Source organism: Arthrobacter alpinus (assembly GCF_001294625.1).
Classification (GTDB): Bacteria; Actinomycetota; Actinomycetes; order Actinomycetales; family Micrococcaceae; genus Specibacter; species Specibacter alpinus_A.
The window spans coordinates 2,694,706-2,719,484 of record NZ_CP012677.1 but is presented as its reverse complement, the minus strand read 5'-3'; the positions used below and the strand labels follow the sequence as shown (position 1 = coordinate 2,719,484).

Here is a 24,779-nt window from a genome sequence, read left to right as displayed (position 1 = left end):
ACAAACCGAATGAAGCATCGGTCAGCTCGGCCCGCCCACCGAAATTATGTGACGCACTTATTCCACCGGCCTCTTGAATTCTAGGGGTGGGTGTTTAGAGCAGCTCGGCCCGCAACTCCGCAGCCGACTTTGGCGAGAGCAGGCCCGGGGCGACGTCGAACACGGTCTTGGCGCCGAACTGGCCTGCTGCATTCATGCGGTGCACGGCGCGGGCGTAGGCCACCAATACACTGGAGGTGAACTCGGGGTTGCTCCCCAGCGCCAGAGAATACTCAATGACTTGGGCGTGCCCGTCGGTGGTGTTGCCGCTGCGGATGACAAAGCCGCCGTGGGGCATGGCGCTGTGGTCGCGGGCCAGCTCGGCGGCGGTAATGAAAACCACCGTGGTGTCGTATTGGTCAAAGTAGTGCGGCATCGAAACGATCTCGGCACGCACGGCATCCTCGCGTGCGCCTTCCTTCAGCACCACGAAACACTCGCGGATGTGCTTTTGGCGGGTGGTCAACTCCGGGCGGGAGCCGCTGCGGACCTCGTCAATAGCCGTCTCTGAAGGGATGGTGTACTGGACGCCGCCAGCTACCCCGGCCACGCGGCGGATCGCATCCGAGTGGCCCTGGCTCAGGCCGCGGCCCCAAAACGTGTAGGTGTCGCCGTCGGGCAGCAGCGCCTCGCCGAACACGCGGTTTATGGAGAACATGCCCGGGTCCCAGCCCGCGGAGATCAGCGCCGTCTTCCCGGAGGCGAGGGCGGGGGCATCCACGGCGGCAAAGTACTCCGGGATCCGCGCGTGCGTGTCAAAGCTGTCCACCGTGTTGAACATGGCAGCCAGCGCCGGGCCCTGATCGGGCAGGTCCGACTTGGATCCGCCACACAGGATCAGCACGTCTATGTCATTCGTGTGGGCCGCCAAGGCATCCATGGAGTAAACGGGTGTGTCCTGGCCCAGCGGCACCACGGAAGAGGGGTCGCGGCGTGAATAGATGCCCACCAGTTCCATGTCCGCGTTCTTGGCAATCGCCGCCTCCACCCCGCGCCCCAGGTTTCCGTAACCGGCAATGCCCATGCGAATTTGCGCACTCATGTATTCATCTATCCATTCAACGGGCGGCCACCTCGTCCGCGGCTGCATTCACTTCCCACAACCGTACAGTCTGCCGTCGTGCCGGCGCACAGCGCTCCCGTGCACCGGACAAGACCGGTGAGTACCGACGTCGTGGGAGTGTCGGTGCACCTGGACGGTCTGGACGGTAAAGTGGAGAGGGGTGTTTTCCGCCCCCCACCGTTTGCAATTAGAGGACCACACCCATGAGCTTGATCCGTTTGAACGATGTCAGCGTGCGCTTCGACAAGGTCCAGGTGCTGCGCGAGGCGTTCTTCAAGCTGGAAGCCGGCGACCGGGTGGGCATGATTGGCAAGAATGGCTCCGGAAAGTCGACCCTGCTGAAGCTGGTGCTGGACCAGGTGGAGCCGGACACCGGCACCGTCAGTGTGGAACTTGGCACCAAGATTGGCTACTTCTCCCAGTTCTCCGAGCTGAACGGCGCCTCCACCATCCTTGAGGTGCTCGAAGAGGTGTTTGCCCACGTCTTGGAGCTTGAGGCGGAGCTGGCCGGGATCGACGCCGCGCTCGCCGTCGAGCAGCCCGAGGCCGAACTGGACCGCCTCATCCACCGGCAGTCAGAGCTCTTTGCCGACATGGACAGGCTGGACGGCTGGGACTACCAGCGCAACATCGACAAGGTCCTGACCACGCTGGGCTTCAACGACGCCCATCGCGTCTGCGCCATCGACGAACTCTCAGGTGGCTGGCGCAACCGTGCCGCCCTGGCCAAGATCCTGCTCGAAGCCCCCGACGTGCTGCTGCTCGATGAACCCACCAACTACCTCGACGTGGCCGGTGTGGAGTGGTTGGAGGGCTGGTTCAAGAACTTCAAGGGCGCGGCGATCATCGTCTCGCACGATCGGAAGTTCCTGGACGCCGTAGTCACACGCATCATCGAACTGGAGAACTTCCACCTGCACGAATACCCGGGCAACTTTGCCGACTTTGTGGTGGCCAAGCAGTTCCGGCTCAAGACCCTAGAAAGCCAGTTCATGCACGAATCCGAGCTGTTGGCGTTCGAGGCCGAAGGCATCTCCGACCGGCGCGAGGCTGCCAAGGCGGCAACGAAGGGCCTGGACTCCAAGCTGTCCAAGATCAAAAAGTCCCGTGCACCGCGTCCCGTAGATAAGATCATCACCGAGATCTACGGCGGCCTGCACGTGAAGGACGTGTTGTGCCGGGTGGAGTCGCTCACCAAATCCTATGGGGACCGGACACTGTTCAGCGACCTCAGCTTTGAGATTCGCCGCGGCAACAGGATTGTGGTCCTGGGCTCCAACGGCTCGGGAAAGTCGACGTTGCTGCGCGCACTAACGGGGGAGGAGCCCGCCGATTCCGGCTATGTCACCTGGGCCAAAGGCGGCGGGCTGGTCTCCTACAACCAGGTTCTGGACGAACTCGATCCGGAGGACACCGTTACGCACGCCGTCAACGCCATGCCCGACAGCCTGGCCCTGACCGCCACCAAGAAATCGGTGAACCGCTTCCTGGCCATGTTCCAATTCTCCGAGGCAGACCTGAAGCAGCGGATCGGCAACCTCTCCGGAGGCCAGCGCGCCCGCGTTGCCATGGCCCAGTGTCTGCTGTCCGGGGCCTCCGTGCTGGTGCTCGATGAGCCCACCAACCACCTGGACATGTCTAGCACCCAGGTCATGGAACGGGCCCTGCTGCACTTCCCCGGCGCAGTCCTGGTGGTCAGCCATGACCGTTTCTTTACCGACAAGATCGCCAACCGCCGCCTCGTGTTCAATGCAGAGAAGCCCGGCATCGTGGAGGTTCGCGGCGGGTAGCCCCCGTCCCACTAGCTACGGTCCGCCGTAACATATGAAAGTACAGGATTTAGATGCTCCGGGACCAGGATCATAAGGGGTCATTATTCGCAATTGAGGAGATTTACTTGAAGAAGCGCAGTCCCTTAGCAGTCCTGCTTTTGCCCCTGATCACGTTCGGTATCTACCAGATCGTTTGGTACGTCAAGACCAAGAATGAGATGAACCAGCTGGGTGCCCAGATCCCCACGGCGTGGCTCGTCATTGTCCCCATCGTCAACATTTGGTGGTTGTGGGAGAACTCCAGCGGTGTGGAGCGTGTGACAAAGAACGGTCTGAGCAAAGTCAGCTCATTCCTGCTGGTCCTGCTCCTGGGTTCCATTGGTGGGGCCATCGTACAGAACACCTTCAATACCACCGTCGCCGTGAAGGCCGAGTTGCAGGGCGTTTCATAACCGGCCTGCGCCGTGTTTTCACGAGTGCCGCCGCAGTCCCGCAGGAACGGGCGACGGCGGCACTTTTGGTTGGTTGGGTGCCGTGCCTGTGCGATGCGCGGTGATAGGGGTTCGGCATAGGTAGGCTGGGTTGCATATCTACGTCAGGGAGCCCATGATTCGCCGCACCTCAGCTTTGCTCGTTGTCCTTGCCCTCGTCTTTACGGGCACCGCGTGTTCGCCTGTCAAGGATGACGGGAGTACAACGGCTAAGGCGCTCGCAGCAGCCCTTGCCTCCCACACCGTCGGCGAAATCGTCTTCGACAAGCCGGGGGCTGAGGTTCAAAAGGAACTGAGCGAGCTTTCCAAGGGCATCGACCCGGTGTGGCCCCAGGTGAGTGTTGACAGTGTGGTGCCCGGTGATGGTGACACTGTAAGGGTTTCCCTGAACTACGCGTGGAACATTCCCAAACTGGCCAAGCCGTGGACCTACAAAACCGGGGCCGACATGAAGCGCGACGGCGATGCCTGGACCGTCACGTGGACCCCCGAAATGCTTGAGCCAAGCCTGAAGGCCGGTGAGCGTCTGGCGATCGAGACCATGTACGGGCAACGGGCCAGCATCCTGGCCGCGGACGGTGAAGCGATCGTCAAGGACCGACCCGTCAAGACCGTGGGAATCAACAAGGCTGGCCTCAGCGACGCCGAAGCGGAGGCGTCAGCGAACGCCCTAGCCGCCGTGGTCGGCATTGACACGGCCGGGTACCTTGCCAAGGTCAAGGCGTATGGGCCGGTAGCGTTCGTCGATGCCATCACCTTGCGTGTGGAGGCTTTTGACGCGCTGGATCAGGCCGCGTTGACGGGCATCAAGGGCTTCCTTGCGACCCCCGGAACCCTGCCGCTGGCGCCGTCGAGGTCCTTCGCCCAGGCCATTCTCGGCACCGTCCGTGAGGCCAGCGCCGAAGACATTGAAAAGTCCAAGGGACAGGTGGTTGCCGGGCAAACCGTGGGCGCCAGTGGGCTGCAGGCCGCCTTCGACGCCCAGCTCGCCGGCACTCCCGGGGTCACCGTCGTGGCCACGGCGGCCCCCGCCGCATCCACCGCTTCCCCCAGTGCCAGCCCCAGCGCTGGCACGGCCGACGCCGGGACGTCACCTGTTGCTAATCCCGCACCGCCGCGCATCCTGTTCTCAGAGGCGCCCGTCAACGGCCAGGATCTGAAGACCACATTGGTGCCGACCTTGCAGACGGCCGCCGAGGACTCCTTGGCCGGGGTCAAGACGCCGAGTTCGATCGTGGTGTTGCGCCCATCCACCGGCGCCATCCTGGCCTCGGCCAACGGGCCCGACAGCAACGGCTACAACACTGCGTTCCTGGGCCAGTATGCGCCCGGATCCACGTTCAAGATCGCCACATCGCTGGGCCTGTTCCGGCTGGGCATGAACCCCACCTCAACCGTCAGCTGCACCCCGGAGTTCACCGCCGACGGCAAGAAGTTCTTCAACGCCCCGGGCTATGCGGCGTCGGCCACGGGTGAGATCACGCTGACCACGGCCGTGGCGCACTCGTGCAACACGGCCTTTGTTTCGCAGTTCGATAAATTGGCGCAGGACAAGCTAGCGGACGCGGCCGGTGCCCTCGGAATCGGCTTGACCAATGACTTGGGCCTTGACGCGTTCACCGGAGCCGTGCCTCGGGACTCCGCCGGAACCGAGCACGCAGCCTCCATGATCGGGCAGGGTAAGGTGCAGGTTTCACCCTTGGCCATGGCGACCCTGATGGCCTCGGTGGTCAAGGGCACCACGGTGGTTCCGCAACTGGTGGACGGTCGCGACGGCAAGGCCACACCTGCCGGGGGTGCCCCGCTGACGGAGAAGGAAGCCGGCGATCTTCGCACCATGATGCGCGCAGTGGTGACCGACGGCTACCTGGGAATCCTCGCCGACCTGTCAGGCACTGCCGCGATCGGCAAGACTGGCACCGCCGAGTACGGCACCGATACCCCGCCGCGTACACACTCCTGGGTGATCGCCGCCCAAGGTGACATTGCCGTTGCGGTATTTGTTGAGGACGGGGACCTGGGTGCCGTAACCGGCGGTCCCCTGGCACGGGCCATGCTCGCAGCGGCCGCCGGCGGCTAGGTTCCGCAGCTAGGCGTTAGCGCGCAGCTGCGGGCGAAAGCGGCGCACGGCGTCGTCCGGGTGTGCTTTCACCTAGCGCGGTGCGTTGCCTGCCGGTGCAGTAACGCACCGAGCCCCTTTCAGCTCTTGAGCGGGCACACAACTGAGGCTGCAAACTCCACGGCGGTGGCGTGGCCAATGTCTTGCACGTGGGCAGTCCCGCGGGATTTGCTCGCCAAACTCACGACGCGGTGGATGATTTCCTTGTTCAGATCGCGGCAACCTTGAACTGCTTTCAGGCACGCCAGCGTCCCTGAAACTTCCGCCCATCGGGGGTCCTAGGCCAATACCTTGCCGAGGAATTCCAGCGTCTCCTCCCATGCGATTCTGGCCGGTTCCGCCCGGTACGTCATGGGGTTGGTGTCATTGAAAAAGGCGTGCCCCGCGCCGGCGAAGACCGTGTATCTAAAGTCCACCTTCGCTTCTTGCATGCGGGCGATCAAATCCGGCAGGCCGTCTGTCAACGCATGGTCCTCCTCGCCGTAGAAGGCAAGGACTGGGCAGGTGATGTCCGCCAATTCAGGGACCGAGTAGTTGGCTTGGCCATAATACGGTACAGCCGCCGCGAGCAGGGGTTCCGAGACCGCCAGGGCAAAAGAATAAGTGCCGCCAAAACAATAGCCGACGACGGCGGTTCTTCCGGCCCCCTCGGCGCTTGACTGCAGGTAGTTGAACACGGCAGCCGTGCCCGCCTCGATCGCCAAAGCCGCCTTCGGGGAACGTAGGGGTTCGGTGGCAGCCCTGATTTTGGGCTGGACGGAGGCGAGTTTCGCCGGGTCGGAGCGGTCGGCTCCCAATTCAGCCAGCAAGGTTGCATCCAGCCCGGCCAAGCCCATGAGGTCTGGTGCCACGGCGAGGTATCCGGCAGCGGCGAATCTGTCGGCGATGTCCTTGACATGGTCGGTGAGCCCCCAAATTTCATGGATCACCACCACCGCGCCGCGGACCAACCCGGGGGGTTCTGCCTGGTACGCCTGAAACGGCTGGCCCGCAGCGGTGAAATCCATCGTGTTTCCCATGGTCTCATTTTGACACCGCTGACTGGTGTTTGGTGGGGAAGATGCTGAACATTTATGTTTTCTTGGCGACGGGAATCGGGGTCAAACCGCGGCGCAGACCCAGCCATCCGGTACCGTACCCTGGGCCAGAAAGTCCAGCAGTTCGGCGCTTGCCGCGGCATCCAATACCTTGTCGGCCTGGGTGTAGATGATGGGCTCTTCCTTGGAATTGTGGGCGTCAAGAAGTGCCAGCAAGGCGGTGCAGGCGTCACGGATGGCGGTAGTGCCTAAGGGGCTGGACGGCAACGCCTCAACGGCGTCCATGGCGCGCCAAAGTGCGCCGTGTTCGCGCAGCATGACGAAAATGGGTCCCATGAGCCCTGCAGCCTGTAAAGGTGGGAACAGGAATTGCTCTTCGAGGTAAATGTGGCGGCGCAATCCGGCGAGTGCGGTCCGCAGCGGTGCCGGATCGGCAGCTTCGCCGTCCGCGGCGGCCAGATACGACTCAATACCGCCGTCGATCTGCCGGTGCTCCAATTCCAGTGCCTTTCCCAACGTTGCCTGTTCCATGGTTCCTCCTTCATTGCTGCGCTTCAATGGTGGATGTACTTTATTGGCTATGCCCGTTTCCTGCGCTCCGCCCGACTGCCCGTGCAAGGTGCCCGGCAGCCTACTCCGGGATGATGTCACGGTTGCTGAACCGCCAGAACCCAAGTACGCCGAGGGCCAGCGCGATGGCGGACAGCACCAGGATGGGTAGGGCCGTGAAGTTCTCCGTCATCAGCCGGGGGACCGCACCGTACGGGGTGGCCGCAATGACCGATTCGGACAGCGAGAATAGTCCGCCAAACATGGCTACCACCACGGAAATCCCGTATACGGCCCAGCCCAGGCTGGCGCTGAGGCGGGGCGCGAAGCCCTGGAGGAACAACGGCACGCCCATCATGAGCAAGACGGCCGGCCAGTAGGCGAACGCCGCCCCGGCCAGTTGGGAACCCGTGGCTGCCCCGTTGGAGGAGACTCCCGTGAGGTAGCCGCCCAGCAACAGCATCAGCGCGGACCCCACGGCGGAAACCAGCACATTGGCCCACAGCCAGGTGGACCGGGACAAGGCCCCGGCCAGCTGTGACTCTAGCCTGCCTTCGGCCTCCTCTGTGCGGGCGCCGGTGATGCATTGGACGGCGAAGGCCCCGGCCAGCATGGCGGTAAACAACACGAAGACCCCCAGAATGCCGTCGAGCATGTTGGAGGATTCGCCCACGAACGCTTTGGCGAAGGCGTTCGACGGTTCCAGGACCGTGGTCATGGCCTTTGCCACGGTGCCGAAGAACAACCCGGCCACCACGGCTCCGACCATCCAGCCAATCAGTGGCGCCCGCTGCAGGCGAAGGACCAGCCCCACAGGGTGCATCAGGAACTCGCTCGCCCGGGCCTTGCCCCGGCGTTCGGGCAGTATGCCCATGCCTAGGTCCCGGCGTGTTTCAATGCGGAGGGCCAGGGCGCAGCCTGCCACGGCTAGCCCGAGGAGTGCCAGTAGCGGCCACCAGGTGTTCTGGCCGAAGGGGCGCATGTTCTGTGCCCAGCCGATCGGTGAGAACCAGCTGATGACGTTCACGTTGCCGCCATTCGCCTGAAGGTCAGCTGCGGCCCGGATGAAATAGAATACGGCCAGGATGGCGACGGCCAGCGAGTTGGCCCCGCGGCTGGTTGAACTGAGCTGCCCGCAGATCACGGCAATGCCCACGAACGCCAACCCTGTTCCGGCGATTGAGGCACCCATGACCAGCGAGCCGGCCGTGGGCAGCGTTTCGGCCAGACACAGCAGTGAAATCAGCGCACCGCTCACAACGCTCAGGCCTCCCACCACCGCATAGTTGGCCATGCTGTAGGCGTGACGGCCCATCGCCGAGGAGCGTAGCAGCTCGGTCCGCCCGGACTCCTCGTCCGCCCGGCCGTTGCGGGTCACTAAGAAGATCGAGGCAAAGCCCAGGGCCACAGCCAGCGTCATCCAGATCTTGATGACCAGGATTCCGCCCAATGAACCTGCCGCGTAGGGCAGGCCCGTCATGGCCGCGACGGCCGGGGTGTTCGCCACCTGGGCATAGGCGTTGCGGGCAGCCTGGGTGGGGAAGGCCTGCTGCTGGGAATCGTAGACCACGGGAATCATGACGGCCAGCACGGCCGCCCAAATGACCAGCCGTAGCCAATTGCGGCGCAGGATGAACCGCACGCTGATCCAAAAGCCCGTCATGATCCCCGACCGCGACGTGCTCCGTGAGGCGGCACGGGCCGGGGCAGCTGCGACGCTCATAGCGCACCCGCCTTCTGCGCTGTCGCAGCCTGCTGGGCCGAGGTCGTGTCGCGCTTGCCCACCCCGCCATAGTGGCGCAGGAACAAATCCTCCAAGGATGGTGGGCTGGCAACCAGGGAATGGGGAGCATAGGCAGAGACGGCCGTCAGCACCCCGCCAAGCTCTGCCTCACCCACGGTGAAGGTGGCTCTGCTTCCGTCCGTGACGAGGTCGTTCACACCCGCGACGACGGAAAGCACTTTGGCGTCACGGTCCAGCACCACCGAAACCACGGTCCGGTGCAGATGGCGAAGCTCCTCCAGCTGGCCCGCCTCAACGGTCTGTCCGTCCCGGATGATCGTTACGGTGTCGCACAGCTTCTCAACCTCGGCAAAGATGTGGCTGGAGAGCAGGACGCTGCGCCCAGCTGCCTTGACCTCGCGAATGCAGTCGGTGAAGACTTCCTCCATCAGCGGGTCTAGGCCCGACGTCGGCTCGTCAAGAATCAAGAGCTCCGCGTCGGAGGCCAGAGCAGCCACGAGGGCCACCTTTTGCCGGTTTCCCTTGGAGTAGCTGCGGGCCCTCTTGCTAGGGTCCAGGTTGAAGCTTTCCAGCAGGGCGTCCCGCTTGGCGTTGTTCACGCCACCGCGCAGCCGGGAGAGGATGTCGATGGCCTGCCCGCCCGTCAGGTTGGGCCAGAGACTGACCTCACCAGGCACGTAGGCAATCCGCCGGTGGAGGTCCACGGCGTCACCCCAGGGGTCTCCTCCAAGCAGGCGTGCGGTGCCGCCGTCGTTCCTGAGCAGTCCCAGCAGGATGCGGATGGTGGTTGACTTGCCCGATCCGTTGGGCCCGAGGAATCCTGCAACGGTTCCCTGGTCCACGATCAGGTCCAAGCCGTCCAGTGCGGTGGTCCGCCCGAATCGTTTGCGCAGACCGGCGACCTCGATGGCCGCAGTAGTGGGTGACATGGTTCTTCCTTACAGTGACAACGGTTCTCCCGCGAGGCCCGCGGGCGGGTTGTTGGTGGCTGCAACGTATTCGAGGTACTGCTCGAGGTAGGTCCTGTCGGTGAACAGGCCCTCCGTATACAGTTCAAGGGTGGGCAGCATGGAATCGGTGTAGAACTGCCCCATGACTGCCTGGAAATCATCCAGTGGCGTATCCGGGTTCATGGCGAGCCTGACCACGAGCGCACCGATCCCTTGATAGGTGAGGTAACGGACGCGGGCTTCCTCATCGCGACTGGGGACAACCAGCCCCCGCGCCACGGCGTCTCGGGTAAATCCAAGGGCTTCGGCAACCATTTGCTCGATGAACTCCCGCCCTGCCGCTCCGCCCTCACGGACGCTGCGCAAAATGTACACCAGCAGGATCCCAGCCTCGTTGGAGGCCGGGAACTGCGCGAACAGCTGCTTGGGGTCCGAGTTCAGACTCTCCGTCTTCAGCTTGGTGTAGCGGGCCAGGACGGTGGCGTCGCATTCGGCGCGCAACATTTCCTTGGACCCGAAATGATGGCGTACCAAGCCCGCGCTGACGCCTGCCCGTGCGGCAATGGCCCGCAGCGACTCGCCAAAACCGCCCGCTGCGAAGCACTCGATGGCGGCGTCCCGCAGCCGTGCCCGGCCCGTCAGATCCTCTGGTGCTGTACTCATGGATTGTAGACTACTCGCGTGTATAGCCAGGGGCAATGACTATTTCTCCAGGGCCACGCTGGCAGGGTTCCTTGGCCGAGGTACGAGGTGAGGGTGTCGGTGGGTGGGGCCACGCTGGCAGGGTTCCTTGGCCGAGGTACGAGGTGAGGGTGTCGGTGGGTGGGGCCACGCTGGCAGGGTTCCTTGGCCGAGGTACGAGGTGAGGGTGTCGGTGGGTGGGGCCACGCTGGCAGGGTTCCTTGGCCGAGGTACGAGGTGAGGGTGTCGGTGGGTGGGGCCACGCTGGCAGGGTTCCTTGGCCGAGGTACGAGGTGAGGGGGCCAGTGGGGACTATGGTTGGCCCATGGGAAATGACGTGCCACTGGCTCCGCTGGAAGATGCGTGCACGGTGGTTTTGCTGCGCGACGGCAATGCCGGTCTTGAGGTGTTGATGCTTGAGCGGCCGGGCGCCAGCAGTGCCTTCGCCGGAGCGTGGGTGTTTCCCGGTGGCAAGGTGGATCCGATGGACCGCCTCGGTCCAGACGGCCAGCAACTGGATATCATCGCTGCGGCGCAGGTGGCCGGGCTGCGGGAGTTGGCCGAGGAAACGGGCCAGCAGCTCCAGGCCCAGGACCTTGTCCAGCTTTCCTTGTGGACACCCATGCAACGGCTTCCGCGCCGTTTTCGCACCTGGTTCTCCATCGCGCAAGCCCCCACTTCGGAGGTGGTGTTGAACCCCGGCGAACATGAACACTACGCCTGGTTGACTCCCGCAGAGGCCCTTGCCCGGCACGCCGCCGGGGCCATGGTCTTGGCGCCGCCCACCTGGGTCACCCTGCACCACCTGGGTAAATTCGCCACAGTCAGGGACGCGCTGGCCCGGACCGCGATGGCGACGCCGTTCTCCTACGAAAGCCACTTTTTGCCGCAAGAGGTGAAGAACGACGCCATCCCCTCCACCCCCGAGCCGCCCACCGGTGTCATGTGGCGCGGCGACGCGGACTACCCGCAGCCCGCACGCCGCGGTGCCCGCCACCGACTCACGATCACGTCACTGCCGTGGGTGTTTGAATCCACTGTGGAGCATTAGACTGAGGCCGTTCGCACAGCCAACCTTCAAGGAGCAGTCATGGCAGCCAAGAAACACTGGAACGAGCTGAGCAAGCGAGCCAAGACCAGGATTGTCGTTGCGGGGTGCGCGCAGATCGCACTTCAGTTTGCTGCGCTGCGGGACCTGTCCCAACGCAAGCCGCAGGAAGTCAACGGTCCCAAGCCTGCGTGGGTAGCGGCGTCGTTCATCAATTTTGCCGGGCCCATCGCCTACTTTATCTGGGGCCGGAAGAAGTAGCAGCCGCAAGAGTCCTTCAGGTAGTGGCGGACCCTAGAACAGCCCCAGTTCCGCAACGGCGTCGCGTTCGGCCAACAGCTCCGCAACCGACGCGTCAATCCGTGCCCGGGAGAACTCGCTGATGGCCAGGTCCGGCACAATGGTGTAGTCCCCGCCGCTGGTAGTGACGGGGAAGGAACTGACAATGCCGGCCGGTACGCCGTAGGAGCCGTCGGAGGGGACCGCCATGGACGTCCAGTCGCCCGCCGGGGTTCCCTGCACCCACAAACGCATGTGTTCGATGGCTGCGTTGGCGGCCGACGCCGCCGAGGAGCCGCCGCGCACCGCGATGATCTCGGCGCCGCGCTTGGCCACACGGGGGATGAACTCGTCGGCAATCCAGCCCTGGTCCACCAACTCGGTGGCGGGCTGTCCGGAAACTGTGGCGTGGGTGATGTCAGGGTATTGACTGGCCGAGTGGTTGCCCCAAATGGCCAGGTTGCTGATGGCGGAGACCGGCGCCCCGGTCTTGGCCGCCAGCTGGGCCACCGCCCTGTCATGGTCCAGCCGGGTCATGGCGGTGAACCTCGACGCCGGCACGTCCCGGGCGTGAGCGGCGGCAATGAGCGCGTTGGTATTGGCCGGGTTGCCCACCACCACTGCCTTGAAATCCGCCGCAGCGCCGGCGTTGATCGCCTGGCCCTGCACGGAGAAAATCCCGCCATTGGCCTTGAGTAGATCGGCGCGTTCCATTCCCGGTCCGCGCGGCCTGGCACCGACCAGCATGGCGATATTGGCGCCGTCGAACGCCTTGACGGGATCCTCAAAGACCTCCATCCCGGCGAGCAGGGGAAAGGCGCAGTCCTGGAGTTCCAGCAGTGTCCCCTCGGCAGCTTGGGCGGCCTGCGGAATTTCCAGCAGATTTAGTTTGACACGCACGTCCGGGCCCAGCATGGCCCCGGAGGCGATGCGGAACAGGAGTGCATAACCAATTTGACCGGCGGCCCCGGTGACCGTGACAGTGACGGGGGCGGGCGCTTGAGCGTTCATCTGGCCAGTCTAGGCCAGGAGCGCGTGATGCGGATCTCCCTGCATGTTCACAGTGCGCGCTGAGGGGGCTCACAACCGGCAACTGTATAGTTGTGGTAACTGGGGTTCATACATTTGTTGTTGTTCAAGGAGATATTCGAATGCCGTTTTGGCTGCTCATCACCATCATCGTGGTGTTTTGGCTCGTAGCCATGCTGGCGATCATCATGTTCATGATGGGCGCGGCACGTAGCCGCGCCTTGGAACGCACCGAAGAACTGAGTCATGGCTTGCAGGTTGCCGCCGTTGGGGCGGATTCTGCCGAACTCCAAGACTCCGAGCATACAAGCGCACCGAAGCGCCACTGAACCGCGCTACCAAATAAGGCGAAATTGACCGAGGTGACCGGCCATTTCAGACGAGGCAGGGAATGCTGCTGGGCAAGTAGATCTAGGGAATGCTGGGCAGCCCATGCTTGCCGCAAAAATCATCTCCGGAACCCGCGCCCTCTCCGGCCTACTGGCCCCGGCGCCTTGGTGAGTCACGCTCTGGGTGGGTGGAACCATTACCGTGCTTCCTGTCTTCATGGCAGCGGCACTCATCCTCAGCGGCGCTGGCCAACGCCGTCGTAAAGACCTTCATCAAGCCAGCCAATGTGCCGGATGCCGCGAGGGCGGGCAAGGCGCGCTCTGGACCGGCGGAAAATATGCCCAACATAGCCATCGAGAAGGACAAAACCACCGTTGCCAAGCACCCAGCCACGGGACCCTTGGCCAGAGATTGCGCAAGAACACGCCGAGTTAGCCCATCCCGTACCCGCTCGAGGTGGCACAGGACCTGCGCGGGCGGGGATCTGATCGCATGGACCAAGGACAGGCTGGCTGGCGCGCCTGCGGCTTCGATCTGTTCCACCTCGCCGTGAGCTGCACCGGCTCAGCCGCTTAGAGCGTCTGCGTAGCCGCGTCGAACTCGAGGCGGTGCAGGCGATCGCGGTCCACAATACCGTTGGGCCGGCCCAGGTTGACCACCAGGAACGCTTTGCGCTGCGTGCCGGAGTTGAATTCGGCGTCGATCCCTGAGGCGTCAAAGCCGCCCATGGGTCCGGCTGCCAGGCCTGCGGCACGGGCTGCCATGATAAAGAATCCGGCCTGGATGTGTGCGTTGTTGGCCGCCATGCCCTGGCGCAGGGCATGGTTGGCGGCAAAAGTGGGAATCATGCCGGCGGCGTGCGGTGCCGTGGTGGGCATCAGTTCGTGCCAGTCGGTGTCGTAGCTGAGCACGGCAACCAGGGGGGCCGTGAGCGTCTTGGCCTGGTTGCCCTCGGACATGTGCGCCACCAGACGTGCGCGGGCTTCGGCGGAGCGGATCCAGGAAATGCGCAGCGGCTGGGTGTTCATGGCCGTCGGGGCCATCCGGGTCAGGGCGTAGATGGCTTGCAGCGTCTGCTCGCTGATCTCGCCGTCTGCCCAGCTATTGGCGGTGCGCGCCTCAAGGAACAACACGTCGGTTGCCTGTGCATCCAGGATCAATTCATCCTGCACGTTGATTTCCTGCGCGATGTCAATGCTCACGGGTCCGGCTTTCTGTTTCGAAGAAGGTGTTCGTGGATGGATAGCGTGGAAATGGTGTGAATTGTTTCCACATGGCTGTATGAGTTGTGTCACTTGTCGTCTGGGTGGCTACGCTTGGCCGGTGAGCAGAACCCGTACGACGCCGGCCGTGGCCCCGTCCTTCAGCCGCGTCCTTGCGCTGTTGGTTGCCGGGACGTACTTCATGGAAATCCTCGACGGGACCATCATCGCCACCGCGGCGGCAGGCATTGCCGACGATCTCGGCGTCCGGCCCGTGGACATCAACCTGGCCATGACCAGTTATCTGATCACGCTGGCCGTGGGCATCCCCATCAGCGGCTGGCTGGCAGAACGCTACGGGGCCCGTCGGGTGTTTACCGCAGCCATCGCCATCTTCACCGTGGCTTCCCTTTTGTGCGCACTGAGCCCCAACCTCGCCTTTCTGTGTGGCGCCCGCATGCTCCAGGGCCTGGGCGGGGCATTAATGGTGCCGGTGGGCCGGCTGGTGGTGCTCCGGGATGCGGACCGAAAGGAATTCCTGGAAGCCATCGCCTACCTGACCTGGCCGGCCTTGATCGCACCGGTGATTGCCCCGGCACTGGGCGGGCTGCTCACCACTTACGCCAGCTGGCACTGGATCTTTCTCATCAACGTCCCCCTGGGCATCATCGCCTTTATGGTGGCCCTGCGTGTGGTGCCGAACATCAGGGCGCACAAGCTTCCCCCGCCGGACTGGACAGGATTTATCCTCTGCGGCGTTTCCTTGGCCGCTTTGGTGATTGTGCTGGAACTGGTGGGCTCGGTACCCGCGCCCTGGGCCGGCGTCGTGCTGTGGCTGCTGCTGGCTCTGGGCGCCGGTGCGGGCGCATTGTGGTGGTTCAAGCGCTCCCGCCACCCGCTGCTGGACCTGCGTGCCCTGGGCATCCGCACCTTTCGCGTAGGAAACGGCGGCGGCGCCCTGTACCGCCTGGTGATCAACGCCGTGCCGTTCCTGCTGCCGCTGATGTTCATGCTCGGTTTTGGCTGGAACGCGTTTGGGGCCGGGCTGATGACCATGGCCATGTTTGCCGGGAACGTGCTGATCAAGCCGGCCACGTCTGCGCTCATCCGCCGCTTTGGGTTCCAGAAGGTGCTGCTGCTCAGCAATGCCGGCGGCGCCCTGGTCCTGGGCGCCTGTGCGTTGCTGGGGCCGGCCACACCGCTGCCGGTCATTGCCGCCGTGCTGTTTGCCAGCGGTGTGCTGCGTTCCATCGGGTTCAGCGCCTACAACACGCTGCAGTTTGCCGATGTGCCGCAGGCGCGCATGGCCGGGGCCAACACGCTCTCCTCCACCATTGCCCAAATCGCCACCTGCCTGGGCGTGGCCGTGGGCGCGTTGATCCTGCGCGCGTCCGAGTCGCTGCTGGGCGGTGCGCCGCCGGTGACCGCCTACCAGTGGACGTTCGCCGTGCTGGGTTTGCTCATGCTGTACCCGGTGGTCGAGGCGGCCCTGTTGACGCGCGACGCCGGCGAAGCGGTACGGGTCCGGTAACTCTCGGCGGATCCGGCGTTTATGCGCAGTGTCCGGGTGAGGTTCTTGCGCCACTGGCCAAGCTGCGCAGGGTGCGACCCCGGGCAGTGCGCATAAAGAATCTATGAGACTGAGCGAACGGCCACTGTGCGGGCTAACACTGCGTGGACAGCTGTCGACGTGGAGCCCCAGCCATGCCATGATGCGAAGCACGGCAACGCAGAGGAGCGCTAAACAATGACGTCATGGAAGATTCGGGACTTTCATTCCCAGGATGTGGAGGGGATCTTGCAACTTTGGCAGTCCCTGCGCGCCACCAAAGTGGAACCGGTCTATGACCTGTCCGAGGTGCTGGCCTCGTGCGAGAAGGACCATGCCGTGGTGGCTGTCCAGGGCGAACAAGTGATTGGCGCTGCGGTGGGGCGCGCCGCCCACGACCAGGGCTGGATCGTGTTTTTGTCCACCCTGCCGGAATTTCGCGGACGCGGGATTGGCACCTCGCTGCTGGCCGCCGTCGAGAACCGCATGGCGGCCCACGGGTTGAACAAGCTCTCTGCACTCATGCCGGAAACGGAGACCCGCGTGGAGGCGTTCACTAACCGGGGCTTCGTGGTGAAAAAGAACCTGCGCTATTTTGAACGCCGCATCCCCGTCCAGCGCGCCGAGCTGGGCGCCTTGGACGAACTGGGCGGACGGTTGCTTCCGCGCGACCTCTGGGACCGGGTGGCAGGTATGACCGCCGAGAAGGAATTGCTGGAACGGCGTCTGGTGCTGCCCCTGGCAGAGCCGGACCTGGCCGACGAATTCGGTGTGGTGCCCCCACGCGCTGTCGTGCTGTTTGGCCCGCCCGGCACCGGCAAGACCACCTTTGCCAAAGCCATGGCGTCCCGCCTGGAATGGCCGTTCGTGGAAGTCTTCCCCTCCCGGTTGGCGGGGGAGCCCGGCGGCCTGGCCGGGGCCCTGCGCCAAACCTTTCTGGACATCGCCGAACTCGAACATGCCGTGGTGTTCATTGACGAGGTTGAGGAGATCGCCTCGCAGCGTTCGGGGGAGCCGCCCTCGCCCATGCAGGGAGTAACTAACGAGCTTCTGAAGATCATTCCGGCATTCCGGGACCAGCCCGGCCGACTGTTGGTATGCGCCACGAACTTCATCCGCTCCCTGGATTCGGCCTTCCTGCGCCACGGCCGTTTTGACTACGTCATTCCCATCGGCCTGCCGGACGACGACGCCCGCACCGCCATGTGGCGCCGGTTTATTCCGGAGACGGTGGTGGAGGAGGTGGATGTGGCCGGGTTGGTCGCGGCCAGCTCCGGGTTCTCCCCGGCGGATATCGAATTTGCCGCCCGCAGCGCCTCGCAGCGGGCCCTGGAAAAGGCCGTGTACGACGACGTCAGCCACGCTCCCGCCGCCGGCCCCCGCGGCCCGGTGACAGCGGACTACCTGGAGACCATTGCCGACACCCGAGCCACCGTCAGCGATGCCGTGGCAGCGGACTTCTTGGAGGATATCGACGCCCTCGCGCGGACGTAACAAACGGGCACTGGGTGCTTCTGGATAAATGGGGTCGGCTAGACTCGCTGGCAGTGACACGGGGTGCCCTTGGCGGGCTGAGAAAGACACCCGTTGAACCTGATCTAGTTAGCACTAGCGAAGGGATGTCCTGCCGGTTTCTTGCGCGCCACCCATGTTAATGGCGCTTTGCCGTGCCCATCTTTTCGCCTAATCCAAGGTGGAGAACCATGCAGTTTCCAGAACAAGTAGTCCTCGTCACCGGTGCCGGCCGCGGACTGGGCGCCCACATCGCCCAGGCGTTCCTGGGCACCGGAGCCCGCGTGGTGGTCAACTACCGCAGCAGTGCAGACGCCGCCGAGGCGCTGGCCGCCAATGCCGGCCCCGGGCGGGCCCTGGCCGTACAGGCCGACGTCACCAACCCGGAGGACGTCGCAGCCCTGTTCGCGGCCGCGGAACGGCACTTTGGTGCTGCCATCACCACTGTGGTGAACAACGCCTTGGCCGACTTTTCCTTCAACGGTGACGCCCGCTCCACCGCCGGCACCATCGCCTGGGCCGACTTTGACGCCCAGTTCTCCGGAAGCGTGCGCGGTGCGCTGAACACCACTCAGGCGGCCCTGCCAGGCATGAAGGCCCACGGCTTTGGCCGAATCGTGAACATTGGCACCAACCTGTTCCAAAACCCCGTAGTGCCGTACCACGACTACACGGCGGCAAAGGCGGCACTGCTGTCCCTGACCCGCACACTCGCCGTGGACCTGGGGCCTGCGAACATCAGCGTGAACATGGTCTCCGGCGGCCTGCTGCGCACCACCGACGCCAGCGCAGCCACGCCCGAGGAGGTCTTTGACTACATCGCCGCGGCAACGCCGCTTCGCCGGGTCACCACGCCGGCCGAACTCGCCGACACCGTGCTGTTCTTCGCCTCGCCGTGGGCCCGGTCGGTGACGGGGCAGAACATCATGGTCGACGGCGGGCTGGTGATGAACTGATACCGGACTTCGCTTTGCGGCAACTACACCTGAACGTGCTCCTGCACGGCTGAGGCCACCACTGCGCCGCCTGGCGGATGCCTGGCTCCCCGATCGCGGAGCTTGGCGACATCGGCTACTACGAGCAGCTGGGACCTTGAGGGACCCGTGCCAGCCCTGGCGCCGGCGTCGGACTTCACAGGGCAGTTATTTCACGACCCTGCGCATCATCGAGACCGAGCAGCCCACGCTGTGCCAGCTTCTGGGCAGGCTCGCTGCCGGCGTCGAGCAGCCCACGGTGGTGGCCACCCCGGAGTAGGTGGCCGATGAAATGCAGCGCTGGTCTGAACAGGGCGGGGCGGACGGTTTCAACCTGATGCCGCCCCTGCAGCCGTGGCCGCCAGCCCGGAGAGGAAGAGCCCCAGACCGAATTCAAAGGAGGCGTCGGTGCCGGTGCCGGAGCCATCCAACAGGCCCGCACGGAGTAGGCCGGCACGGGTCTGCTCCTGTGTGACGGCGCCCAGGATGTAGTGTGCCAGGGCGTCGGCGCCCCAGCGCGCCTCCCCGATGGCCAACCCCTGCCCCATCAGCAGGGTGCGCAGGCGCAGTAGCGGTGACGGGGCCTCCGGATCCAGCGCCCATGCCAGGGCAACCACCTCGGCGCCGTCGCGGACCGAGAGCAGCGCGCCGCGGATGTCCAAGGCCAATCCGCGCGGGGAAACCGATTCGCCCACCGGTTCCAGGATCAGCCCGGCCAGCACCGTCAACAGGTCCTGCTTGTTCTTGATGTGCCAGTATAAGGCCCCGGGCTGGACCTCCAAGTCCCGGGCCAGCCGTCGCATGGACAGGTCGGCCAGGCCGTATTCGCGCAAGATCCCCATAGCGGCGTCCACGATGTGCCCGCGTGTCAACGCCATGGTTTCCGGTCCCTTCGGCTTGGTCGACGTGCCCCAGTGGCACCCTTACATCTTCCCCCATGCGCGGGCCTTCCAATTGACAGCAGCACCGCCAACTCCCACACTTGAACAGTGTTCAATTACTTTGATGACCTCGCCCGCCGGCAGCTGTCCGGTGCCACCTTGACCCGTGACGAGGCACTTGCCGTCCTCACCTCCACCGATGAGCAACTGCTGGAGGTGGTGGCTGCCGCCGCACGCCTGCGGCGGGCCCACTTCGGCAACTCCGTGAAGGTGAACTACCTAGTCAACCTCAAATCGGGGCTGTGCCCGGAGGATTGCACCTACTGTTCCCAGCGCCTGGGCTCCGCCGCGCAAATCCTCAAATACACCTGGCTCAAGCCCGAGGAAGCCGTGGCGCAAGCCGCCACAGGCATCCGTGCCGGAGCCTCCCGGGTCTGCCTGGTGGCCAGCGGCAAAAGCCCCAGCGACCGCGACGTGGACCGCGTGGCCGGTCTGGTCAGCGAGCTCAAGTCCGAGCACCCGGACGTCGAGGTCTGCGCTTGCCTGGGTATCCTCAAGGACGGCCAGGCCGGGCGCCTGAAGGATGCTGGAGCAGACGCCTACAACCACAACCTGAACACCAGCGAAGCCATGTACTCCCAGATCTGCTCCACCCATGAATACTCCGACAGGGTGCGCACAGTGGAGCAGGCCAAGGAGGTCGGACTCTCCCCGTGTTCCGGGCTGATCGTGGGCATGGGCGAAAGCGACGAACAACTCATTGACGCCGTCTTCGCCCTTCGCGCGCTGAGCAGTGAATCCATCCCCGTGAACTTTCTCATGCCGTTTGACGGGACGCCGCTGGAGGGCACCTGGCTGCTCACCCCCGCTCACTGCCTGCGCATCCTGGCCCTGGTCCGCTTTGCCTGCCCTGACACAGAGCTGCGCATGGCCGGCGGGCGCGAGATGCACCTGCGCACGCTCCAGCCGCTGGCTTTACATGTGGCCAACTCGCTGTTTCTGGGCGACTACTTGACCAGCGAGGGCCAGGAGGCGGTGGCGGACCTGGACATGATCGCTGAGAACGGTTTTGTGGTCTTGGGCCGCACGCAGCCTGATGAACTTGGGGCCGACGACGCCGGAACCTCCCCGGGTGGGCCCCTAGCCATCCGTCGCCGCGGAGCCGGAACGGCCATGGCTCCCAATGCGTGATGGCGCCAGTGCGGCGCTGATGACGCACGCTGGAGCGGACACGCCCGCAGTGCCGGTCTTGCCTTCGGGGCCGGATCCGCTGGTTGCTCGCGACCGGGGACTACTGTGGCACCCCTACGCCCCGTTGGACGGTGACGCGCCCTACGCGGTGCACGGCGCCCACGGCACCAGCCTGCACCTGGCCGCCCAGGATGGCACCACCTTTGAGGCCGTGGACGCCATGAGTTCGTGGTGGTCCGCCATTCACGGCTACCGGCATCCGGCCCTGGACCGGGCTCTGTTGGAGCAGGCCGGACGGTTCAGCCATGTCATGTTTGGTGGCCTGACGCATGAGCCAGCGGTACATCTGGCCGAACAGCTCGTGGCACTGACCCCGGACGGGCTTGACCACGTCTTCTTTGCGGATTCCGGCTCGGTGGCCGTGGAGGTGGCGCTCAAGCTGGCCGTCCAGTACCAGCTAGGACTCGGCCGGCCCCGGCGCACCAGGTTCCTGGCCCTGCGCGGTGGCTACCATGGGGATACTTTCGCCGCCATGGGCGTCTGCGATCCCGTGGATGGTATGCATGCGGCGTTCCCTTCCCTGATCGCCGAGCAACTCTTCCTGCCCCGCCCGCCCGCCGCACGGCTGGCAGGTGGCCAGCTGGTATCCGATCCGGAGGCAGTCGAGGCGTGGATTGGTGCCCTGGAAACGATGGTGGCCCAATACGGCGACGAGCTGGCGGCCATCATTGTGGAGCCCGTGCTGCAGGGCGCCGGCGGCATGCACATCTATGCCCCCGAATGTTTGGCCGCCGCCCGGCGCGTGGCCGATGACTTCGGGCTGTTACTTATTGTCGATGAAATCGCGACCGGCTTTGGCCGGACCGGGAAACTGTTCGCCTCCCACTGGGCCGGGATTGTCCCGGACATCATGTGTGTGGGAAAGGCCCTCACCGGCGGCTACCTGACCCTGGCCGCCATGCTGTGCTCGGCACGCGTGGCCACGGTGGTCACTAACTCCCCGCTGCGGGCCCTGCTACACGGGCCCACATTCATGGCCAACCCCCTGGCATGTGCCGTGGCGTCGGCGTCGCTGGACCTGCTGTGCGCCTCGGGCTGGCAGGGGCAGGTTGACGGGATCGAATGGGGCCTGGCAGTTGGCCTGGCCCCGGCACGGGAGCTGGAAGCCGTGAGGGAAGTGCGGGTGCTGGGCGCTGTGGGGGTCGTGGAACTGTTCGGGGCGGTCGATGTGCCCGCCGTGACCTTGGCGGCCCTGGAATGTGGCGTTTGGATCCGCCCGTTTCGGAACCTGATCTACACCATGCCGCCGTTCGTCAGCACCGCGGCGGACGTGGCGGACATCGGCGCTGGCATCTGTGCCGCCGTCGCCCGGGTGCACGGCTGATGGCCGGCACTGCCATGGACACTTGGCTGGCCTCGAGGGCGGAAGTGCGCATCCGCCGCGGCCTGGAGCGCACGGCCGAGGCGAGGCCGGGTCTGCTCGATCTGGCCTCCAACGATTACCTGGGGCTGGCCGCGGATCCCCGGGTCATCGACGCCGCCACGGCCGCCCTGCTCCGGCACGGCGCCGGGGCCCGCGGGTCACGGGTGGTGTGCGGCACCACGGAAGCGCACCAGGACTTGGAAAATCAGCTGTGCCTGCTCGCTGGTCAGGAGGCGGCGCTCGTGTTTTCCAGCGGCTACACCGCGAATCTGGGCGTGCTGACGGCCTTGGGCGGCCCCGGTACCCTGGTCATCCACGACGCGCACGTCCATGCGTCGCTGCTGGACGGTATCCGGCTTTCCCGCTCCAGCACTCTCGAGGTGGCCCACCACGACGTGGCCGCCGTCGCGGCGGCGCTGGCCTCACGCACCCAGCCGCGGGCCGTCGTCGTGGTGGAATCCATCTACTCGGTGCTCGGTGACGCCGCCGATCTGGCAGCCATGGCCGGGCTGTGCGCCCGCTTTGACGCCCTCCTACTGGTGGATGAGGCCCACGGGATCGGCGTGGCTGGCGAGGGACGGGGCGCCGTCCACGCAGCCGGCCTCGCTGGAGTGCCACACGTGTCCGTCACCGCCACCCTGTCCAAGGCGCTTGGCTCCCAGGGCGGGGCCGTGCTCGGCTCGGCGCTGCTCCGCGAGCACCTGGTCAACACGGCCCGCACCTTCATCTTTGACACGGCACTGGCCCCGGCCGCGGCGGCTGCGGCGGCCCGTGCGGCCATGATCGTGCGCCAGGAGCCGGGGCTGGCCCTACGTGTGCTGGCCAACGCGGCCATACTAGCCGGTCGCTGCGGTGTGCCGCTTGCCCCCGGAGCCGTGCAATCCATTCCAGTGGGATCGGCCAGCCGGGCCGCTGGCCTCGCGGCGAGGCTGCGGTCCCAAGGCGTGGCCGTGGGCTGTTTCCGCCCGCCCAGCGTGCCTGACGGCGTGTCCCGGCTGCGGCTCACGGCCCGCGCCAACCTCACGGCGGCGGAACTGGAAGCGGCGGCCGGCACCGTGGCTGCGGCACTGGGGCTCGGACTCCAGGGCGGACAGGCGTGAGCCACACGGTTATTGGCGAACCCTCCCAGGTGCGGGAGATCATGCGCCGCACCGACGACTTTGCGCCCACCAACGCACTGACCTCGGTGGTTTCGCTGGCCCCCGCGACGCTGCGCGTCCTCAGCAGGGTGCGCTTTGCCCTGCCGCCGGTCCTGGCCTCCGCCACGGGAGAACAGCACCGTGCCGTCCGTTCGATGGTGGGCCGCTTCTTCACCCCCGCCACCGTGGCCGGCGTTGGGCCCCGGGTGCGGGAGCTGGCCCGGGTCCGGCTCGCCGCTGCCGGCACGGCCCTGGAGCGGGGCCCGGTGGACTTGGCGGAAACCGTGGCCCGGCACATCCCCCCAATCGTCATGGCCGAGCTGACGGGGCAGCCCACCCCGGAGCTGGACGTCCTGAAACGGTGGAGCCAGGATTCCCTGGAGCTGTTTTGGGGCTGGCCAGACCCGGACAGGCAGCTGGTCCTGGCTAGCAGCGCCGCGGAATTTTATGTGTGGCTCCGGCGGGAGGCTGCCGCCGCCCGTGGCACAGGATCGCTCTTTGGGGTGCTGGACGCCGCGGGCCTGGCCCCGGCGGAAGTGTGCTCGCTGGGGTATTTCCTGGTGATTGCCGGACAGGAAACCACCTCTCAGCTAATCAACACAGCCTTGTTCCGTGGCATCGAATTCTCCTGTGCGGGACCAGCCGCCTCGGAGTCCGTCGCCTCGGAGTCAGCCGGTCGTTGGGCTGCGCTGGCGAATCCGGAAGCGGCCCGCGCCCACGTCCGCAGGGTGCTGGCCACCGAGTCCTCCGTCCACACCTGGCGGCGTGCGGCCTTGCGCGATACGTGTGTGGCGGGCACCGCCTTCCCGGCAGGGGCTGAAATCTTGCTCGAACTCACCGGACGGCACCCGGACGAGGCAGGCCCAACGGCCTACTCACTGGCCTTTGGCCACGGCCTGCACCGGTGTCTGGGAGCCAAGTTGGCCGAGCTGGAGACGGCGCTGGTGGTGGAGGAGACCGCCCGTGCACTGCCAGCGCTGACATTAGTCGGCGAGCAGCCGCAATGGCTGCGTCTACTGTCCTTTCAGGCGCCACTCACGGTGACGGTCGCCAAACAAACCAGGGGAGCCCCATGAGAGAAATCATCTATATCACCGGCACCGACACCGACGTTGGCAAGACCATGGCGACGGCGGCGCTGGCCGCCACACTGGCGGCCAGAGGGGCTTCCGTGGCCGTGTACAAGCCCACGCAGACCGGTGTGCCGCCGGGCGGGCACGGCGACATGGACGAGGTGGCGCGGCTTGCCGGCGTGGCCGTGGTCCGTGAGGGTGTCCGGCTGAGGCATCCCATGGCGCCGGTGGCCGCCGCGCTGCGCGAGCACCGCCGCCTGCCATCACTGGCGGAGCACGTGGACCACATTAGTGAATTGGCCGCAGTGCACAGCCACGTACTGATTGAGGGGGCAGGTGGCCTGCTAGTGGAGCTGGATGGGCAGTGGCACACCGTGGCAGACCTTGCCGGGGCAACACGGGAGGTGGCCCGGACTGCGGTGGTGGTAGTGTGCCGCAGCGGCCTGGGTACGCTGAACCACACCGAGCTGACCGTGGAGGCACTGCAATCACGGGGACTGCCGGTACCGGCACTGGTGATCGGCTCCTGGCCGTCGGCGCCGTCGGAGATTGAACTCAGCAACCGGGACCACCTGCACGCCTTGGACGCCGCGTTCCTTGGAAGCTTGCCGGAGGGGGCCTCGAAGCTGGACCCGCACGACTTCCGCCGGCTAGCGCCGCACTGGCTGGCCCTGCCCGGCTGGGCGTGAGTGGGGCCGAAGGGG

At 65.4% G+C, this 24,779-nt stretch carries 24 protein-coding genes and 1 riboswitch; of the genes, 15 read left to right on the top strand and 9 right to left on the bottom strand.

Translation table 11 applies throughout. From position 1 onward, the window contains the following. Positions 1–94: 94 nt before the first annotated feature. Entirely contained in the window at positions 95–1,081 is a 987-nt protein-coding gene (locus tag AOC05_RS12265; protein ID WP_062007460.1) for a diaminopimelate dehydrogenase, read from the bottom strand. 224 nt (positions 1,082–1,305) lie between these two features. On the opposite strand from AOC05_RS12265, the gene AOC05_RS12260 reads away from it, so the two are divergent. From AOC05_RS12260 to AOC05_RS12250, 3 genes are all read left to right on the top strand, one after another. Then, positions 1,306–2,892: an ABC-F family ATP-binding cassette domain-containing protein gene (locus AOC05_RS12260; RefSeq protein ID WP_062007459.1), complete on the top strand. Its 1,587-nt coding sequence runs from the start codon at positions 1,306–1,308 to the stop codon at positions 2,890–2,892. A 107-nt stretch (positions 2,893–2,999) separates the two neighbouring features. After that, complete coding sequence (locus tag AOC05_RS12255; protein WP_197277828.1) at positions 3,000–3,326, top strand: DUF4234 domain-containing protein; 327 nt, start codon at positions 3,000–3,002, stop codon at positions 3,324–3,326. Between the two features lie 130 nt (positions 3,327–3,456). Beyond that, on the top strand, positions 3,457–5,445 hold the full coding sequence (locus AOC05_RS12250; protein ID WP_197277827.1) for a penicillin-binding transpeptidase domain-containing protein: 1,989 nt from the start codon (positions 3,457–3,459) through the stop codon (positions 5,443–5,445). Between the two features lie 317 nt (positions 5,446–5,762). Here AOC05_RS12250 and AOC05_RS12245 read toward each other — a convergent pair whose 3' ends face one another. From AOC05_RS12245 to AOC05_RS12225, 5 genes are all read right to left on the bottom strand, one after another. Then, a complete protein-coding gene (locus AOC05_RS12245; RefSeq protein WP_231687109.1) occupies positions 5,763–6,503 on the bottom strand; it encodes a dienelactone hydrolase family protein in 741 nt (246 codons plus the stop codon). 81 nt (positions 6,504–6,584) lie between these two features. After that, positions 6,585–7,052, bottom strand: coding sequence for a hemerythrin domain-containing protein (locus AOC05_RS12240; RefSeq protein WP_062007456.1), 468 nt, complete (start codon positions 7,050–7,052; stop codon positions 6,585–6,587). A gap of 100 nt (positions 7,053–7,152) precedes the next feature. Then, positions 7,153–8,793 (bottom strand): ABC transporter permease, encoded by a 1,641-nt coding sequence (locus tag AOC05_RS12235; protein WP_062007455.1) that lies wholly within the window; start codon positions 8,791–8,793, stop codon positions 7,153–7,155. After that, positions 8,790–9,743, bottom strand: a complete 954-nt coding sequence (locus AOC05_RS12230) for an ABC transporter ATP-binding protein (RefSeq protein ID WP_062007454.1) — start codon at positions 9,741–9,743, stop codon at positions 8,790–8,792. Before AOC05_RS12230 ends, AOC05_RS12235 begins: the two co-directional genes overlap by 4 nt. Positions 9,744–9,752: 9 nt before the next feature. Next, complete coding sequence (locus AOC05_RS12225; RefSeq protein WP_062007453.1) at positions 9,753–10,427, bottom strand: TetR/AcrR family transcriptional regulator; 675 nt, start codon at positions 10,425–10,427, stop codon at positions 9,753–9,755. A gap of 343 nt (positions 10,428–10,770) precedes the next feature. On the opposite strand from AOC05_RS12225, the gene AOC05_RS12220 reads away from it, so the two are divergent. Together AOC05_RS12220 and AOC05_RS12215 are read left to right on the top strand one after the other, a co-directional pair. Further along, positions 10,771–11,496 carry an NUDIX hydrolase gene (locus tag AOC05_RS12220; RefSeq protein ID WP_062007452.1) on the top strand — a complete coding sequence of 242 codons (726 nt, stop codon included), beginning with the start codon at positions 10,771–10,773 and terminating at the stop codon, positions 11,494–11,496. 39 nt (positions 11,497–11,535) lie between these two features. Then, complete coding sequence (locus tag AOC05_RS12215) at positions 11,536–11,754, top strand: PLD nuclease N-terminal domain-containing protein (protein ID WP_062007451.1); 219 nt, start codon at positions 11,536–11,538, stop codon at positions 11,752–11,754. Positions 11,755–11,787: 33 nt separating this feature from the next. Here AOC05_RS12215 and AOC05_RS12210 read toward each other — a convergent pair whose 3' ends face one another. Next, entirely contained in the window at positions 11,788–12,783 is a 996-nt protein-coding gene (locus AOC05_RS12210) for a malate dehydrogenase (RefSeq protein WP_062007450.1), read from the bottom strand. Positions 12,784–12,923: 140 nt separating this feature from the next. Between AOC05_RS12210 and AOC05_RS12205 the strand changes: the two genes are divergently transcribed. Next, positions 12,924–13,130, top strand: a complete 207-nt coding sequence (locus AOC05_RS12205; protein ID WP_062007449.1) for a hypothetical protein — start codon at positions 12,924–12,926, stop codon at positions 13,128–13,130. Positions 13,131–13,703: 573 nt separating this feature from the next. On the opposite strand, the gene AOC05_RS12195 is transcribed toward AOC05_RS12205, so the two are convergent. Beyond that, positions 13,704–14,333 carry a malonic semialdehyde reductase gene (locus AOC05_RS12195; RefSeq protein ID WP_230085343.1) on the bottom strand — a complete coding sequence of 210 codons (630 nt, stop codon included), beginning with the start codon at positions 14,331–14,333 and terminating at the stop codon, positions 13,704–13,706. Between the two features lie 121 nt (positions 14,334–14,454). Between AOC05_RS12195 and AOC05_RS12190 the strand changes: the two genes are divergently transcribed. From AOC05_RS12190 to AOC05_RS19475, 4 genes are all read left to right on the top strand, one after another. Next, positions 14,455–15,864, top strand: a complete 1,410-nt coding sequence (locus AOC05_RS12190) for an MFS transporter (RefSeq protein WP_062007447.1) — start codon at positions 14,455–14,457, stop codon at positions 15,862–15,864. 216 nt (positions 15,865–16,080) lie between these two features. Then, on the top strand, positions 16,081–17,376 hold the full coding sequence (locus AOC05_RS12185; RefSeq protein WP_062007446.1) for an ATP-binding protein: 1,296 nt from the start codon (positions 16,081–16,083) through the stop codon (positions 17,374–17,376). 49 nt (positions 17,377–17,425) lie between these two features. Further along, a riboswitch (TPP riboswitch) is annotated at positions 17,426–17,519 on the top strand. A 66-nt stretch (positions 17,520–17,585) separates the two neighbouring features. Next, the gene (locus AOC05_RS12180; RefSeq protein ID WP_062007445.1) at positions 17,586–18,350 is read left to right on the top strand and encodes a 3-oxoacyl-ACP reductase; all 765 of its coding nucleotides are present in this window, start codon (positions 17,586–17,588) and stop codon (positions 18,348–18,350) included. A gap of 136 nt (positions 18,351–18,486) precedes the next feature. Continuing rightward, positions 18,487–18,648, top strand: coding sequence for a hypothetical protein (locus AOC05_RS19475; protein WP_154605920.1), 162 nt, complete (start codon positions 18,487–18,489; stop codon positions 18,646–18,648). Positions 18,649–18,697: 49 nt separating this feature from the next. Here AOC05_RS19475 and AOC05_RS12175 read toward each other — a convergent pair whose 3' ends face one another. Continuing rightward, positions 18,698–19,246 (bottom strand): TetR family transcriptional regulator, encoded by a 549-nt coding sequence (locus tag AOC05_RS12175; RefSeq protein WP_062007444.1) that lies wholly within the window; start codon positions 19,244–19,246, stop codon positions 18,698–18,700. Positions 19,247–19,357: 111 nt separating this feature from the next. Here AOC05_RS12175 and bioB point away from each other — a divergent pair, with 111 nt between their 5' ends. Genes bioB through bioD form a run of 5 tightly spaced genes read left to right on the top strand, consistent with a single transcriptional unit; the run spans position 19,358 to position 24,764 of the window. Next, positions 19,358–20,440, top strand: a complete 1,083-nt coding sequence (gene bioB, locus AOC05_RS12170; protein ID WP_062007443.1) for a biotin synthase BioB — start codon at positions 19,358–19,360, stop codon at positions 20,438–20,440. Between the two features lie 19 nt (positions 20,441–20,459). Then, positions 20,460–21,824 carry an adenosylmethionine--8-amino-7-oxononanoate transaminase gene (locus AOC05_RS12165; RefSeq protein WP_062009737.1) on the top strand — a complete coding sequence of 455 codons (1,365 nt, stop codon included), beginning with the start codon at positions 20,460–20,462 and terminating at the stop codon, positions 21,822–21,824. Between the two features lie 14 nt (positions 21,825–21,838). Beyond that, complete coding sequence (locus tag AOC05_RS12160; RefSeq protein ID WP_062009735.1) at positions 21,839–22,963, top strand: 8-amino-7-oxononanoate synthase; 1,125 nt, start codon at positions 21,839–21,841, stop codon at positions 22,961–22,963. Beyond that, on the top strand, positions 22,960–24,078 hold the full coding sequence (locus AOC05_RS12155; protein WP_062007442.1) for a cytochrome P450: 1,119 nt from the start codon (positions 22,960–22,962) through the stop codon (positions 24,076–24,078). Before AOC05_RS12160 ends, AOC05_RS12155 begins: the two co-directional genes overlap by 4 nt. Further along, complete coding sequence (gene bioD / locus AOC05_RS12150) at positions 24,075–24,764, top strand: dethiobiotin synthase (RefSeq protein ID WP_062007441.1); 690 nt, start codon at positions 24,075–24,077, stop codon at positions 24,762–24,764. The genes AOC05_RS12155 and bioD overlap by 4 nt, the downstream gene beginning before the upstream one ends. Positions 24,765–24,779 lie beyond the last annotated feature (15 nt).